Origin of the sequence: Rhodococcus sp. BP-241 (assembly GCF_019836145.1) — a bacterium.
GTDB lineage: Bacteria > Actinomycetota > Actinomycetes > Mycobacteriales > Mycobacteriaceae > Rhodococcoides.
This window is the reverse complement of the sequence record NZ_JABUEI010000015.1, coordinates 1-15,171: the sequence shown is the minus strand read 5'-3', so window position 1 is coordinate 15,171 and position 15,171 is coordinate 1. Positions and strand designations below refer to the sequence as shown.

Here is a 15,171-nt window from a genome sequence, read left to right as displayed (position 1 = left end):
AGTATCATGACTTCTCCCTCAGCACACGGTGCCCCGCGTTCGGGTCTCGTCGCCACGTTGTCGCGGCCCGTGATCGTCGTTCTCGTGATCGCCCTCCCCCTGCTCCTGGCCGGCCTCTACGCGTCGTTCAGCGGGAACGACGTCGTTCCCCTGGCCTCGCAGAGCAGTTCCGAGACCACCACCTCGGCAGACGGTTCCGAGGGCACGGACGGCGGCACCCCCGCTGCGGGAGACCCGCTGGCGAAGACGCGCTCGGCTCTCACCCAGACGCAGTTGCCCCTGAGCCTGCTCAGCGGTGGACTCACTCAGCTGACCGACGCGGCGCCGCAGCTCACCGACGGAGTCACCCAGCTCTCCGACGGCCTCGGGCAGGCGCGCTCCGGGTCCCAGCAGCTCGCGGACGGCAACTCTCAGCTGGCCGGCGGACTCGTGCAGCTGCAGGGCGGAGTGGGCCAGCTCGGTGACGGCGCCGTGCAGATCAGCGGCGGCGTGAACCAGCTGACGACGCCCCTGTTGGCGCTCGGCGAGAAGCAGGCCCAGGTCACCTCGTCCATCGCGGACGTCGCGAACCGCATCGAGGTGCTGAACAACCCGATCACCACCGACGCGGCACGGCAGCTGCGTGAGCTCATCGACACGCTGAACGCGCAAGGCATCGGCCCCGACACCGTCTCCCAGATCAACCAGCTGCGCGACGGCGCCGCCCTGCTCGCGTTCCAGCTCGACGATCCGTCCAGTGAGTTCGTCACCGGCGTGAACACCGCCGTCGACGGCAGCGCGCTGCTCTCCACGGGCGCCGGCCAGCTGAACGACGGCATCATCCAGCTCGACGACGGTGGCAAGCAGCTGAAGGCGGGCACCGACCAGATCACGACCGGCATCGAGCCGATCGGCGGCGTCGTCAGCACCCTGCAGACCAACGTGAAGACCGCGCAGACCTCGCTGCCCGCGGCCAACGCAGTAGCGGCGACCACGACCACCGACGAGAACGGTCAGACGCAGACCACGCTCGTCGTGCAGGGAAGCACCCCGTCGAACTACTACCTGATCGCGGCACTGGTGGCCGTGGCCGCGGCTGCCGCGGTGAGTCTGATGCGCCTTCTGACGCGTCGGGACCGCGTGGCGCGCATCGCACCCGTCCTCGGGGCCCTCGCGGTCACCGCAGCTGCGGGTATCGCCTACTGGTTCGTCGGCGACGGTCTCAGCTTCGGCTCGCTCCTCGGCGGCATCGTCTTCCTGTTCCTGGGTTCCGCGGCGTTCCTCGCCGCGGCGGGCGCCGTGCAGATGGCGTTCGGCCGTGCCGTCGGCCAGTCGATCAACCTGGTGCTGCTGCTCGTCCAGCTCGTCCTGGCAGGCGGAGCCCTGGTGGGGTCGCCCGACAGCTCCGTCTTCGGCAAGGCCGCGGCCTTCACGCCCGTCGGGTGGCTCGCCGCCGGACTCGAGCGCATCGCGGCGGACGCCATGGACTCGACCGGCTGGCTCGCCGTCCTCGTGATGGTCGCCCTGCTCGCGGTGTCCGGTCTCGTCTACTCGCTCGTCGCCCGGTCCGACCCGGAGGACGACCGCGCGGCCTACCGGGACGAACCGCGCCTCGCCTGACTCAGGCGGGCGTCAACGGGTGGATCGCCAGGGCGCCCAGCTTGGCGCCGTGGCGACCCATGATGTCGGCCATGTGCGGTGACGCCATGTGCCCGTCGAGGGCCGCCTGGTCCCGCCACACCTCGACGGTGACGATGGTGTCGGGCGCCGCGTTCGAGGTGTAGACGTCGTACTCCAGGCAGCCGTCCTCCTCGCGCGTGAGAACGGCGAACTGCCGCATCGCCTCCAGCACCTCGTCGAAGCCGTCCGTCACCGGAATGGTGGCCACCACGTGCAGATCACTCATCGTCGTTCTCGTCTCGCTCGTTCGTCATCGGTCCACCCGAACGTACGGCGAGGAGCGGCGGCGGGCGTCGGTTATCGCCCGACTGCCCCCTGACGACTCAGCCCTGGAACCCCTCGTCGTTCTCGAAGGCCGTGACGACGGCCGCCAGATCGTCGGCGCCGTGCCCCGCGACGCTCGCGTCCACGTACGCACTGCGCACGGCCTGCAGCAGGCGGGAGGTGCGCGGATCCACCGCATCGATCATCAGGTCGACGTCCTTGACCACGCCGTCGATCCCGAACGACGGGGTGAAGTCGCGCTCGATCATCGAGCGGCCCTTCATCTGTGTGTACGGCGCGTTGATCGGACCACCGTCGAGCGCTTCGAGGACGAGCGAGGGCTCCAGGCCCAGTTCCGACGCCATCGCGAGTGACTGCGCCGTGGCCGCCGTGAGCGTGGACACCATCGCGTTGCACGCCAGTTTGAGCGCACTCGCCCGGCCGGGCGCCGTCCCCGCGTTCACGATCTTCACCGTCATCGACTCGAGCACCGGGCGCACCGACTCGAGCGCCTCGGCGGGTCCGGAGGCCAGCGCCGTCAGCTTGCCCGACTCCGCCGGCTCCTTGGTCCCCAGCATCGGGCAGTCGAGAAAGGCGACCCCGTGGTGCTGCGCCAGATCGGCCAGCCGTCGGGCGCCGGCCGGACCGACGGTCGCGGACTGGACCCACACGGCGCCGTCCTTCACCGCGGACAGGAAGGTGGTGGCCGTGTCCGCGGTGGCCGACTCGTCGTAGAGCATCGTGACGATCACGTCGGCGTCAGCGACGCAGGCCGCCGGATCGTCCGCGACGGTCGCCCCCTGGTCCTTCAGCGGCGCCGCGCGATCGGCGTTGCGGTTCCACACCGTCACCTCGTGGTCGCCGCGGAGCAAAGACCCCGCCATGCCCGCGCCCATCGTTCCGGTTCCCAGTACTGCCACCCGCATGTTCGTTCCCTCTCACCGGCTGGAGCGGATTCTTTTCCGACCCGCTCCGTGTGTTGCAATGCAGGGTGTTCCCCTCACGGAGCACCACCACACGCACTCTCGAACGGATCACGCATGACCAGCACCGACACGCCCGCCACCGAACGGGCGGGGCGTCGCGAGTGGTGGGGTCTCGCCGTCCTCGTCGTCCCCATCGTCCTCGTCTCGATGGACATGTCGGTCCTGTACCTCGCCCTGCCCTCGCTGACCGAGGATCTCCAGCCGAGCAGCTCGCAGCAGCTGTGGATCCTCGACATCTACAGCTTCATGCTCGCCGGCCTACTGGTCACGATGGGCTCCCTCGGCGACCGCATCGGCACCCGTCGGCTGCTCATGATCGGGTCGCTCGTCTTCGGCATCGCGTCCGTCGCCGCCGCCTTCTCGCACACCCCGGAGGCCCTCATCGCCTCGCGGGTGCTTCTCGGAATCGGCGGCGCCACCCTCGCGCCGTCGACACTGTCGTTGCTGCGCAAGCTCTTCGTCGACCCCGTGCAGCGCGGTGTCGCCATCGGAATCTGGACGGCCGGATTCGCCGGCGGTGGCTCGTTCGGCCCGGTCATCGCGGGCGCGCTGCTCGAGTACTTCTGGTGGGGCTCGGTGTTCCTCATCAACATCCCGATCATGGTGGTCCTGCTGATCGCCGCGCCGGTGATGCTGCCCGAGGCGAAGAACCCGAACCCCGGCCGCTTCGACCTGCCCGCCGTCGGCGCCTCGATCGTCGCGATGCTCGGTATCGTCTACGCGCTCAAGCACGCCGCGCAGAACGGCCTCGACTGGCAGGTGGCCGCCGCGCTCGCGGTGGGGCTCCTGGTCGGCTGGTGGTTCGTGCGACGTCAACGCGCGAGCACGCACCCCGTCATCGAGTTCGACCTGTTCCGCACCCCGGCCTTCTCCGTCGCGGTGATCGTCATCCTCGTGTCGGTCTTCATCATCACGGGCTTCAATCTGATGCTGTCGCAATATCTTCAGCTCGTCATGGGGCTCGGCACCCTCGAGGCGGGACTGTGGTCGCTGATCCCGGCGATCGCGACGGCCACCGCCTCACTGACGGCCCCCCTGATCATGAAGCGCCGCCCGCCGGCCGTCATCCTCGTCGGCGCCATCTCCGTCATGTTTGTCGGTGCCGTCGTGATCGGTGCGGTGGCCCTCCCCTCGGACGTCGGGTCGGGCGCCACGCTCGCGATCCTGCTGTGCGGCATGGTGATCGCTGCGTTCGGTGTGGGTACCGGCACGACGTTCGGCTCGGATCGGGTGCTCGCCACCGCGGCACCGGAGAAGGCGGGCGCGGCCGGTGCCGTGTCGGAGACGGGCGCGGAACTCGGTGGGGCACTGGGCATCGCCGTGCTCGGCTCCATCAGCGTGGCCACGTACCGCCTGGTGCTGGGGCCCGCCGACACGTCCGGAGACGGCACGCTCGCCGGCACCCTGGCCGAAGCCGGCCGGATGTCACCCGACGTCGGGCCCGACCTCGCGTCCCGCGCCCGCGAGGCGTACGTGGACGGCATCGTCGCCGCGTCCGGGGCCACGCTCGTCACGCTGCTGATCGCCGGCAGCGCGGCCGCCGTCCTGTTCCGTCGAGCGCGCTGACGCACCGACTCCCGACACAGAACACCCCCTGCAGCAGGCTGCAGGGGGTGTTCTGTTCGTACCGGGTGTGTGGGCTCGCTACCGCTGGGGTGCCTGGGTGGGCACGATCGGCGCGGGCAGCGCCGTCTTTCCCATGAGGAACGAATCGACCGCGGACGCGCAGGAGCGGCCCTCGGCGATGGCCCACACGATGAGCGACTGACCGCGGCCCATGTCGCCGGCCACGAAGACGCCGTCGACGTTGGTGTTCCACTTGTCGGTCCGCGACACGTTGCCGCGCTCGTTGAGGTTCACCCCGAGATCGGTGAGCAGGCCCGGCTTCTCGGGTCCGGTGAAGCCCATCGCGAGGAACACGATGTCGGCCTCGAGGTGGAAGTCCGACCCCTCGACCTTGGCGAAGCGACCGTCCTTGAACTCGACCTCGTGCGCGTCGAGTCCGGTGACCATGCCGTTCTCGCCCGTGAAACGCTCCGTGTTGACGGAGAAGACGCGCTCGCCGCCTTCCTCGTGAGCCGAGGACACGCGGTAGACCAGCGGGTACGTCGGCCACGGGGTGGATCCGGCGCGCTCCTCCGGCGGGCGGGGCATGATCTCGAACTGGTGGACGCTGGCCGCGCCCTGACGGTGCGACGTGCCGAGGCAGTCCGCGCCGGTGTCGCCGCCGCCGATGATGACGACCTTCTTGCCCTTCGCCGTGATGGGCGGCTGGCCGTACTGGTCGACGACGTCGTCGCCGAGCTGGACACGGTTGGCCCAGGGCAGGAACTCCATCGCCTGATGGATGCCGCCGTACTCGCGGCCGGGGACCTCGAGGTCGCGGGCCTTGGTGGCACCGCCCGACAGGACGACCGAGTCGAACTCCTCGCGGAGCTCGTCCGCGGTGATGTCGACACCGACATCGACACCGGTGCGGAAGATGGTGCCCTCGGCCTCCATCTGCGCCAACCGGCGATCGATGTGGCGCTTCTCCATCTTGAACTCGGGGATGCCGTAGCGCAGGAGTCCGCCGATGCGATCTGCTCGCTCGAACACGGTGACGGTGTGGCCGGCACGCGTGAGCTGCTGCGCTGCAGCGAGACCCGCGGGGCCGGAACCGACGACGGCCACCTTCTTGCCGGTGAGGTACGTCGGGTAGACGGGCTGGACCCATCCCTCGTCGAAGGCGCGATCGATGATCTCGACCTCGACCTGCTTGATGGTCACCGGGTCCTGGTTGATGCCCAGGACGCACGACGCCTCACACGGGGCCGGGCACAGCCGGCCCGTGAACTCCGGGAAGTTGTTGGTGGCGTGCAACCGGTCGATGCTCTCGCGCCACCGGTCCTTGTACACCAGGTCGTTCCACTCGGGGATCAGATTCCCGAGCGGGCACCCGTTGTGGCAGAACGGAATGCCACAGTCCATGCACCGGCTGGCCTGGGTGCGGAGGGTGTCCGTGGAGAAGTCCTCGTACACCTCCTTCCAGTCCATCAGGCGCAGGTCGACGGGACGCCGCGACGGGAGCTCCCGCGACGTGTTCTTCAGAAATCCTTGTGGATCACCCACGAGCTGCCTCCATGATCGCCTCGTCCACGTCCGCGCCGTTCTTCTCGGCCTCGGAGATCGCGAGCAGTACCTTCTTGTAGTCGCGGGGCATCACCTTCACGAAGTGATTGACCTGCTGCGACCAGTCCGCGAGGATGCGCTCGGCGACCTCGGACCCGGTCTCGTCACGATGCCGCGTGATCGCATCCTTGAGCCACGCGAACTCGTCACCCTGGAGCTCCTCGATGTCGACGAGCTCGGTGTTCAGGTTGTCCTCGAAGGTCGAGTTCGGGTCGAAGACGAACGCCACACCGCCGGACATGCCGGCACCGAAGTTGCGGCCGGTCTCGCCGAGAATGACGACCTTGCCACCGGTCATGTACTCGCACCCGTGGTCACCGACACCCTCGACCACCGCGACGGCGCCCGAGTTACGGACGGCGAACCGCTCACCGACGACACCGCGGATGAGCGCCTCACCCTCGGTGGCACCGAAGAGGATCACGTTGCCGGCGATGATGTTGTTCTCGGCGACGAAGCTCGAGTTGGCCTGGAGCGACGGGCGTACGACGATCCGCCCACCGGACAGACCCTTGCCGACGAAGTCGTTGGCGTCGCCCTGCAGTCGCAGCGTCATGCCCTTGGGCACGAACGCTCCGAAGCTGTTACCGGCCGATCCGGTGAAGGTGATGTCGATCGTGCCTTCCGGCAGACCGTCCTCGCCGTACGCCTTGGTGACCTCGTGGCCGAGCATCGTGCCCACGGTGCGGTTCACGTTGGTGATCCGCGTCGAGAACTCGACCTTCTCGCCCTTGTCCAGTGCCTCGCGGCTCTGCGCGATGAGTTGCTGGTCGAGAGCCTTGTCCAGCGCGTGGTCCTGCGTGCCGGTGCAGTAGAGATCCTGGTTCATGAACGCCGACTCCGCGACGTCCAGGATCGGCGACAGATCGAGCTTCGACGCCTTCCAGTGATCCTTCGCCGCGGTGGTGTCCAGCAGCGCGACCTGGCCGATGGCCTCGTCGAGCGTGCGGAAACCGAACTCCGCGAGGTACTCGCGGACCTCCTCGGCGATGTACAGGAAGAAGTTCTCGACGAACTCCGGCTGACCGGCGAACCGCTTGCGCAGCAGTGGGTTCTGCGTCGCCACGCCCACCGGGCAGGTGTCGAGGTGGCAGACGCGCATCATGATGCAGCCCGAGACCACCAGCGGCGCGGTGGCGAAGCCGAACTCCTCACCACCGAGCAGCGCGGCGACCATGACGTCGCGACCGGTCTTGAGCTGACCGTCGACCTGCACGACGATGCGATCGCGAAGACCGTTGAGCAGCAACGTCTGCTGGGTCTCGGCCAGGCCGAGCTCCCACGGTGCGCCGGCGTGCTTGACCGACGTCAAGGGGGTGGCGCCCGTGCCGCCGTCGTGGCCCGAGATGAGCACCACGTCCGCGTGCGCCTTGGAGACACCGGCGGCGACCGTACCGACACCGACCTCGGAGACGAGCTTCACGTGGATGCGCGCCGACGGGTTGGCGTTCTTCAGGTCGTGGATCAGCTGAGCCAGATCCTCGATCGAGTAGATGTCGTGGTGCGGGGGCGGCGAGATGAGGCCGACACCCGGCGTGGAATGACGCACCTCGGCCACCCACGGGTACACCTTGTGCGCCGGAAGCTGGCCGCCCTCACCGGGCTTGGCGCCCTGCGCCATCTTGATCTGGATGTCGGTGCAGTTGGTCAGGTAGTTCGACGTGACACCGAAACGACCCGACGCGACCTGCTTGATGGCCGACCGACGCCAGTCACCGTTCTCGTCGGGGAGGAAGCGTGCGGTGTCCTCGCCGCCCTCACCCGAGTTCGAGCGACCACCGAGGCGGTTCATCGCGATGGCCAGCGTCTCGTGCGCCTCGGCCGAGATGGAGCCGTAGCTCATCGCACCCGTGGAGAAACGCTTGACGATGTCGCGTGCCGACTCGACCTCGTCGATCGGGATCGGGGTGCGACCCTCGGTCTTGAAGCGGAACAGTCCGCGCAGCGACGCGAGCCGCTCGGACTGGTCGTCCACCATGCGGGTGTACTCCTTGAACACGGAGTACTGACCGGTGCGGGTGGCATGCTGGAGCTTGAACACCGTGTCCGGGTTGAACAGGTGGTACTCGCCCTCGCGGCGCCACTGGTACTCGCCGCCCGTCTCGAGCTCGCGGTGCGCGCGCTCGAACTTGTTGTCCAGGTATGCCACTCCGTGACGCACCGCGACGTCGGCCGCGATCTGATCGAGGTCGATGCCGCCGAGCGGCGACTGCACGCCGTAGAAGTACTCGTCGACCAGGGCCTGCGACAGGCCGATGACCTGGAACAGCTGGGCGCCGGTGTACGAGGCGAGCGTCGAGATACCCATCTTCGACATCACCTTCAGCACGCCCTTGCCGGCGGCCTTGATGTAGTTCTTGACGGCACTGTCGTAGTCGATGCCCTGCAGGGTGTCGCGATCGATCATGTCCTCGATCGACTCGAACGCCATGTAGGGGTTGACCGCTGCGGCACCGAAGCCGACGAGGGTGGCCATGTGGTGGACCTCGCGGGCGTCACCGGCCTCGACGATCAGCCCCACCTTGGTGCGGGTCTTCTCTCGGACGAGGTGGTGATGCACGGCCGAGGTCAGCAGCAGCGACGGAATCGGTGCCAGCCGCTCGCTCGACTCGCGGTCGGACAGGATGACGATGCGCGCGCCGCCGTCGATCGCCGCGGAGACCTGCGAACGAATGATCTCGAGCGAACGACGTAGTCCCTCACCGCCTTCGGCGACCGGGTAGAGGCCGCGGACCACCACGGAGCGCAGTCCGTCCTGGGTGCCGTCGTCGTTGATGTGGACCAGCTTCGCCAGCTCGTCGTTGTGCAGGATCGGCGACTTCAGCACGATCTGCCGGCATGCTTCGGCACTGGGCTGCAGGAGATCCCGCTCGGGTCCGATGGTGCCGCCGAGGCTGGTGACCACCTCTTCCCGGATGGCGTCCAGGGGCGGATTCGTCACCTGGGCGAACAGCTGGGAGAAGTAGTCGAACAGCATGCGCGGGCGGTTCGAGAGCACGGCGACGGGCGTGTCGGTGCCCATGGACCCGATGGCCTCGGCGCCGGCCTTGGCCATGGGAGCGACCAGCATGGTCAGTTCCTCGGTGGTGTAGCCGAAGATCTGCTGACGGATCAGCACACGGTCGTGCGTCATGTGGACGTGCGGGCGCTCGGGCAGGTCGTCGATCTCGACGAGACCCTCGTCGAGCCACTCCTGGTAGGGGTGCTCGGCGGCGAGCTCGTCCTTGATCTCGTCGTCGCTGACGATGCGGCCCTGCGCGGTGTCCACCAGGAACATGCGGCCGGGCTGCAGGCGAACCTTGCGCACGATCTTCGACGGCTCGATGTCGAGGACGCCGACCTCGGACGCCATGATGACCAGGCCGTCCTCGGTGACCCAGAGACGGCTCGGACGCAGGCCGTTGCGGTCGAGGACCGCGCCGATGACGGTGCCGTCGGTGAAGCACACCGACGCCGGTCCGTCCCACGGCTCCATCAGAGTCGAGTGGTACTGGTAGAACGCCCGGCGAGCCGGATCCATCTTGTCGTGGTGCTCCCACGCCTCGGGGATCATCATCAGCACGGCGTGCGGCAGGCTGCGACCGCCGAGGTGCAGGAACTCCAGCACCTCGTCGAAGCGCGCGGTGTCCGACGCTCCGTGCGTGTTCACCGGGAAGATCTTCTCGAGCTTCTCCGGGCCACCGAAGACGTCCGACTCGATGAGGGCCTCGCGGGCACGCATCCAGTTCTCGTTGCCGGTGACGGTGTTGATCTCACCGTTGTGCGCGACCCGGCGGAACGGGTGTGCCAGCGGCCAGGAGGGGAACGTGTTGGTGGAGAAGCGCGAGTGCACCAGACCGAGGGCACTGACGACGCGCTCGTCCTGCAGATCGAGGTAGAAGCCTCGCAGCTGCGGCGTCGTGAGCATGCCCTTGTAGACGATGGTCGACGGCGACAGCGACGGGAAGTACACGGACTCGCGTCCGGGACCGTCCTTGCCGGGGCCTTCGAGGCCGAGCTCGTGCTCGACGCGCTTGCGCACGACGAACGCGCGGCGCTCGAGATCGATGCCGGACAGTGCACGGTCGGGAGCGGCGACGAACAGCTGGCGGAACGTCGGCATGGCGTCGCGCGCCAGCGCGCCCAGGGAGGCGTCGTCCGTCTCGATGTCGCGCCAGCCGAGAACCTCGAGGCCCTCCTCGGTCACGACACGCTCGACACCGGCGACAGCCTCGGCGGACGCGGCGCGCGCCTGCGGGAGGAACGCGATACCGGTGGCATAGGAACCCTCGGGCGGCAGATCGAAGTCGACCACGGCGCGGTAGAACGCGTCGGGGACCTGGATCAGGATGCCGGCACCGTCACCCGTGTTGGGCTCGGCACCCGCAGCGCCGCGGTGTTCGAGATTGATCAGCGCCGTGATCGCCTTGTCGACGATGTCGCGGCTCCGTCGGCCGTGCATGTCGACCACGAACGCGACACCGCAGGAGTCGTGTTCGTTGGCGGGATCGTAGAGGCCGCGCGCTGATGGGTACCGGTGTCCGGGAAGCTGCATGTGTCTTGCCTAACTGACGAGTCGAGCCAAGATCCGCGAGAGCGCGGCCACGTCCGAGATTCGACGCGAGCCACCGCGGGGCGATGCGAGAGCGGGTTCACCGTTGAACACGCACTCCGATGGGGCTCCGGCCACTCTCGGACAACGATCCGTTCCGAGGTGGTGACCGAGTGTTTTCGGGCAGGGGCGATCCTTGTGGGTCGACCCCGCAGCTGAACGATAAGTCAGGAACCGGTCGAATTCACAAATCAGGGCATCCTCATTCGGGCCTGACCTGGTCGTTCCCCCGGCGGTGTGGGTGTGTGCGCGACGTTGCGCGGTACCTCGGCGTTCGTTCACGAGAATACTCCGGGAGCGCACGAGCTCGACGTCGGAGATCTCACACCGAGACGTACGTCCGATGAAAGACTACTGGCCGTAGCGATTTCTCGGCTACGGCCAGTGTGGTGGGCGAAGGGGGACTTGAACCCCCACGTCCCGAAGGACACTGGCACCTGAAGCCAGCGCGTCTGCCATTCCGCCACTCGCCCGAGCGACAGGACGAGATTAACACGACCCGTCACTCGGGCAGAAATCCATACCGTCGGTCCGGGTTTCCGGTCCCGAGGCGGGGCCGGGAACCGGTTCCGGGCGTATAGCATGGATCGGTAGTCGCACGACGGAAGGACACGCGAGGCCGCACGGCCTGCGCGGACGTCGGCGGCGTGGACGCCTCGGGGACGGTTCCAGCATCATGAGTCTCCGACGCACGGACGCAGTACCGATGTGAGACGCAGTACCGACGAAGACGGAGAAGGAGGGTGTCATGGGAGTGGTTCAGCGATTCGAGAGAAAGCTGCAGAGTGCTGTCGGTGACGCCTTCGCTCGCGTCTTCGGTGGCGGTGTGGTGCCGCAGGAGGTCGAGGCGGCCCTCCAGCAGGAGGCCACCATGTCGGTCCGCACGCTGGACGGCGGACATCTGCTGGCACCCAACGCCTACGTCATCACCATCAGCCCGTCGGATCACGACAGGCTCGCGTCCGACCACGACCTCACCACTCGCGCCTTCTCACGCCATCTCCAGGACTTCATCACCGACCAGGGATGGCAGACGTACGGGCGCGTGGTGGTCCGCTTCGAACCGTCCACCACACTGCACACGGGACAGTTCCGCACGTCGGGAACAGTCGATCCCGACGCGTCACCCCAGCAGAGCGCTCCACCTCACCAGTCCACTGCACAAGACCGACCGTCGTCGACATCAGGAGCCGGCCCCATGACCCAGAACTCAGGGACTCAGAACCAGGGCGACGAGCCCGACCGCGACAACGATCGGCCCGCATCGGGCGTCGCCGCCCGTGCCCCTCGCAACGGCAGCGCGTACCCGTCCGAGGCGTACGACCCCGAGGCGTCGGGCCGCGTCGACCCGGCGGCGGAGAACCGGGTGCGCCCGCCCCGCGCGTACGGCGACTCCGAGCAGGACGCCCGCGGCTACGGCCGCCCGCCCGCCGGTCAGGAGCAGGGCGGATACGGACGCGCACCGTACGGACAGGGGCACGATCAGCAGGGCTACGGCCAGGCCGGGTACGACCAGCAGGGGTACGGCCAGGCCGGGTACGACCAGCAGGGTCACGAGCAGGGCGGCTACGACCAGGGTTACGGACGCCAGCCGCAGAACCGCGCCCCCTACGACTCGCGTGCCTACGGCCAGCAGCCTCCCGCTCAGCAGCCGTACGACCGCCAGGCCTACGGACAGCCGGCGGCGGATCCGCGCGGTCACGGCCGTCCTCAGTACGACCAGGGTGGACCCGATCCCCGCGCCTACGGCCAGCAGGGCTACGGCCAGGCCGGGTACGACCAGCAGGGCTACGACCAGGGCGGCTATGACCAGCGCGGGTACGACCAGGGTGGTTACGACCAGCGCGGCTACGACCAGGGCGGGTACGACCAGCGCGGCTACGACCAGGGCGGCTACGACCGGTCGGGCTACGACCAGCACGGTCAGGACCAGCACGGTCAGGACCGTCAGCAGGCGTACGGCGACTACGACCAGCGCGGCTACGCCGACGGTGGCCAGGCCGCACAGCCGCGGGCGTACGGCGCTGCGGCGGCGTACGACCAGCCGGCCACACAGGGCTACCAGCAGGTCGCGGACGGGGACGACTACGACCGCCCGGCCGCGTCTCGCGGGCTCGCCGCCACCCTGCAGCTCGAGGACGGCAGCGGCCGTCACTACCAGCTGCGCGAGGGCGGCAACGTCGTCGGTCGCGGCCAGGAGGCCCAGTTCCGGCTCCCCGACACCGGCGTCTCGCGTCGGCACTTCGAGATCCGCTGGGACGGCCGGGTGGCCATGCTGTCCGACCTGGGTTCCACCAACGGCACGACCGTGAACGGTGCACCGGTCCAGGACTGGCAGCTGGCCGACGGCGACATCGTCCGTGCCGGACATTCGGAGATCCTCGTCCGCATCGTCTGACACGACCGGACCGGCGACGGGTGCGGCGGCCGACACCGGCCGTCGGCGCCTGCCCTTATGATGCTCCGAGACGGGACGTCCCCGGGCGACCGAGAAAGCCGTGACCCGGCTTCTGGTGACACGAGGAGGTGACACGCTGTGCAGGGATTGATTCTGCAGCTCACTCGAGCTGGCTTCCTCCTGATCCTGTGGTTGTTCGTCTGGGCAGTGCTGCGCACCCTGCGGTCGGACATCTATGCGGCCTCCGGGCTGCGGGTGGCACCGCGCTCCCGCACGTCACCGGTGTCGCTGCAGGGCCGCAAGGCGAAGGTGGCCAAGCAGCTGGTGGTCACGCAGGGTTCGCTGGCCGGTACCCGCATCACGCTCGGGTCGCAGCCGGTCCTCATGGGTCGGGCGGACGACTCGACGTTGGTCCTCACCGACGACTACGCGTCCACGCGCCACGCACGGCTGTCTCCTCGCGGGGGTGACTGGTACGTCGAGGATCTCGGTTCGACCAACGGCACCTACCTCGACCGGGCCAAGGTCACGACGGCGGTGCGCGTCCCGCTGGGCACGCCCGTCCGCGTCGGCAAGACCGTGATCGAGCTGCGCCCGTGACACTGGTTCTCCGCTACGCCGCGCGCAGCGATCGCGGTCTCGTGCGATCCAACAACGAGGACTCGGTCTACGCCGGTGCGCGCCTGCTCGCTCTCGCCGACGGCATGGGAGGGCACGCCGCCGGTGAGGTCGCGTCCCAGCTCATGATCGCGGCGCTCGCCCACCTCGACGACGACGAGCCGGGAGACGATCTCCTGGGCAAGCTCGAACGGGCGACGCGCGAGGGCAACGCCACCATCGCCGAGCAGGTCGAGGAGGATCCCGAGCTCGACGGCATGGGAACGACCCTGACGGCGATCCTGTTCGGCGGCAGAAAGATCGGGCTCGTCCACATCGGCGACTCGCGTGCCTACCTGCTGCGCGACGACGAGCTGACGCAGATCACGCGAGACGACACGTTCGTCCAGTCCCTGGTCGACGAGGGCCGGATCACGGCCGAGCAGGCGCACTCGCACCCGCAGCGGTCGCTCATCATGCGCGCGCTCACCGGTAACGAGATCGAGCCGACGCTCACGGTGCGGGAGGCCCGCGCCGGGGATCGGTATCTCCTGTGCTCGGACGGCCTGTCCGACGTCGTCAGCAGCGAGACCATCGCCGACACGCTCCGCGAGGGCGAGAACGACGAGTGCGCCGATCGGCTCATCGAGCTGGCGCTGCGCAGCGGTGGCCCCGACAACGTCACCGTCGTCGTCGCCGACGTCATCGATCTGGACTACGGCCAGTCGCACCCCATTCTCGCCGGAGCCGCGTCGATGTCCGACGAGGAGGACGCGCCGCCGCCGAACACGGCAGCCGGCCGCGCCGCCGCCATGCGGCCGCCCCGCACCACCCCGAAACGTGTCGTGACACCACCGCCCGTGCCGGAGAAGAAGTCGCACAAGCTCCGGTGGTCACTCGCCGGCCTCGGCGTGGTCGCCCTTCTCGTCGTCGGTCTCGTCGTGGGATGGCAACTGCTGCAACGTAACTACTACGTCGGAACCGACGACGGTCGCGTGGTGGTGATGCGCGGAGTCTCCGGTTCGGTGCTCGGCTTCTCGCTGCAGGAGGTCGATCTGGTCGGCTGCGTCCGCGACGGGGCCACGGCCACCGAGGACGCGACGGTCGAGCTGCGCGCTCCCGGCGACGCCGACTGCACGATCCTGGGTGTCGACGATCTCCAGCCCTCGGCACGCGAACAGGTGCGCTCGGGTCTGCCGTCGGGCACCCTCGACGACGCGCGCACCCAGGTGGCGCGACTTGCGTCCGGTGACCTGCTGCCCCCGTGCACGCCGCCGGCGAGCGCCACCACCACGCCGAGCGCCACCCCCGAGGCCACGCCTGCTCCCACGGCCGCACCGCCCGCTCCGGACCCGGCGGTGCCCGTCGATCCGGCGGCTCCCGTGACCACCACGATCGAGCCCACCCCGGCACCGACGCCGACGCTGGTGGCGGGCCAGACCTGCAGGACGGGTTCGTGATGTCCGCTCCGAACCTGCCGACCCCGAACCGGCCCACCCCCAGCC

Annotated in this window: 9 protein-coding genes and 1 tRNA gene; 5 read left to right on the top strand and 5 right to left on the bottom strand. The window is 68.7% G+C overall.

From position 1 onward, the window contains the following. Positions 1–6: 6 nt before the first annotated feature. Positions 7–1,599, top strand: a complete 1,593-nt coding sequence (locus tag HQ308_RS21020; RefSeq protein WP_222647778.1) for a phage infection protein — start codon at positions 7–9, stop codon at positions 1,597–1,599. 1 nt (position 1,600) lies between these two features. Here the strand turns inward: HQ308_RS21020 and HQ308_RS21015 are convergent, their stop codons facing one another. Both HQ308_RS21015 and HQ308_RS21010 read right to left on the bottom strand, forming a co-directional pair. Then, positions 1,601–1,885: a putative quinol monooxygenase gene (locus tag HQ308_RS21015; RefSeq protein WP_222647776.1), complete on the bottom strand. Its 285-nt coding sequence runs from the start codon at positions 1,883–1,885 to the stop codon at positions 1,601–1,603. 97 nt (positions 1,886–1,982) lie between these two features. Further along, positions 1,983–2,849: an NAD(P)-dependent oxidoreductase gene (locus HQ308_RS21010; RefSeq protein ID WP_222647774.1), complete on the bottom strand. Its 867-nt coding sequence runs from the start codon at positions 2,847–2,849 to the stop codon at positions 1,983–1,985. A 114-nt stretch (positions 2,850–2,963) separates the two neighbouring features. Here HQ308_RS21010 and HQ308_RS21005 point away from each other — a divergent pair, with 114 nt between their 5' ends. Continuing rightward, positions 2,964–4,475, top strand: a complete 1,512-nt coding sequence (locus HQ308_RS21005; protein ID WP_027505920.1) for an MFS transporter — start codon at positions 2,964–2,966, stop codon at positions 4,473–4,475. Positions 4,476–4,553: 78 nt separating this feature from the next. On the opposite strand, the gene HQ308_RS21000 is transcribed toward HQ308_RS21005, so the two are convergent. From HQ308_RS21000 to HQ308_RS20990, 3 genes are all read right to left on the bottom strand, one after another. Next, positions 4,554–6,020 carry a glutamate synthase subunit beta gene (locus HQ308_RS21000; RefSeq protein WP_222647772.1) on the bottom strand — a complete coding sequence of 489 codons (1,467 nt, stop codon included), beginning with the start codon at positions 6,018–6,020 and terminating at the stop codon, positions 4,554–4,556. Then, positions 6,013–10,614 (bottom strand): glutamate synthase large subunit, encoded by a 4,602-nt coding sequence (gene gltB, locus HQ308_RS20995; RefSeq protein WP_222632497.1) that lies wholly within the window; start codon positions 10,612–10,614, stop codon positions 6,013–6,015. The genes HQ308_RS21000 and gltB overlap by 8 nt, the downstream gene beginning before the upstream one ends. Before the next feature lie 444 nt (positions 10,615–11,058). After that, a tRNA-Leu gene (locus HQ308_RS20990) sits at positions 11,059–11,144 on the bottom strand. Between the two features lie 275 nt (positions 11,145–11,419). Between HQ308_RS20990 and HQ308_RS20985 the strand changes: the two genes are divergently transcribed. The 3 genes from HQ308_RS20985 to HQ308_RS20975 all read left to right on the top strand — a co-directional run bounded on the left by HQ308_RS20985 (position 11,420) and on the right by HQ308_RS20975 (position 15,126). Beyond that, a complete protein-coding gene (locus HQ308_RS20985) occupies positions 11,420–13,069 on the top strand; it encodes a DUF3662 and FHA domain-containing protein (RefSeq protein ID WP_222647770.1) in 1,650 nt (549 codons plus the stop codon). 138 nt (positions 13,070–13,207) lie between these two features. Continuing rightward, a complete protein-coding gene (locus tag HQ308_RS20980; protein WP_027505924.1) occupies positions 13,208–13,669 on the top strand; it encodes an FHA domain-containing protein in 462 nt (153 codons plus the stop codon). Further along, entirely contained in the window at positions 13,666–15,126 is a 1,461-nt protein-coding gene (locus tag HQ308_RS20975) for a PP2C family serine/threonine-protein phosphatase (protein ID WP_222641398.1), read from the top strand. The genes HQ308_RS20980 and HQ308_RS20975 overlap by 4 nt, the downstream gene beginning before the upstream one ends. Positions 15,127–15,171 lie beyond the last annotated feature (45 nt).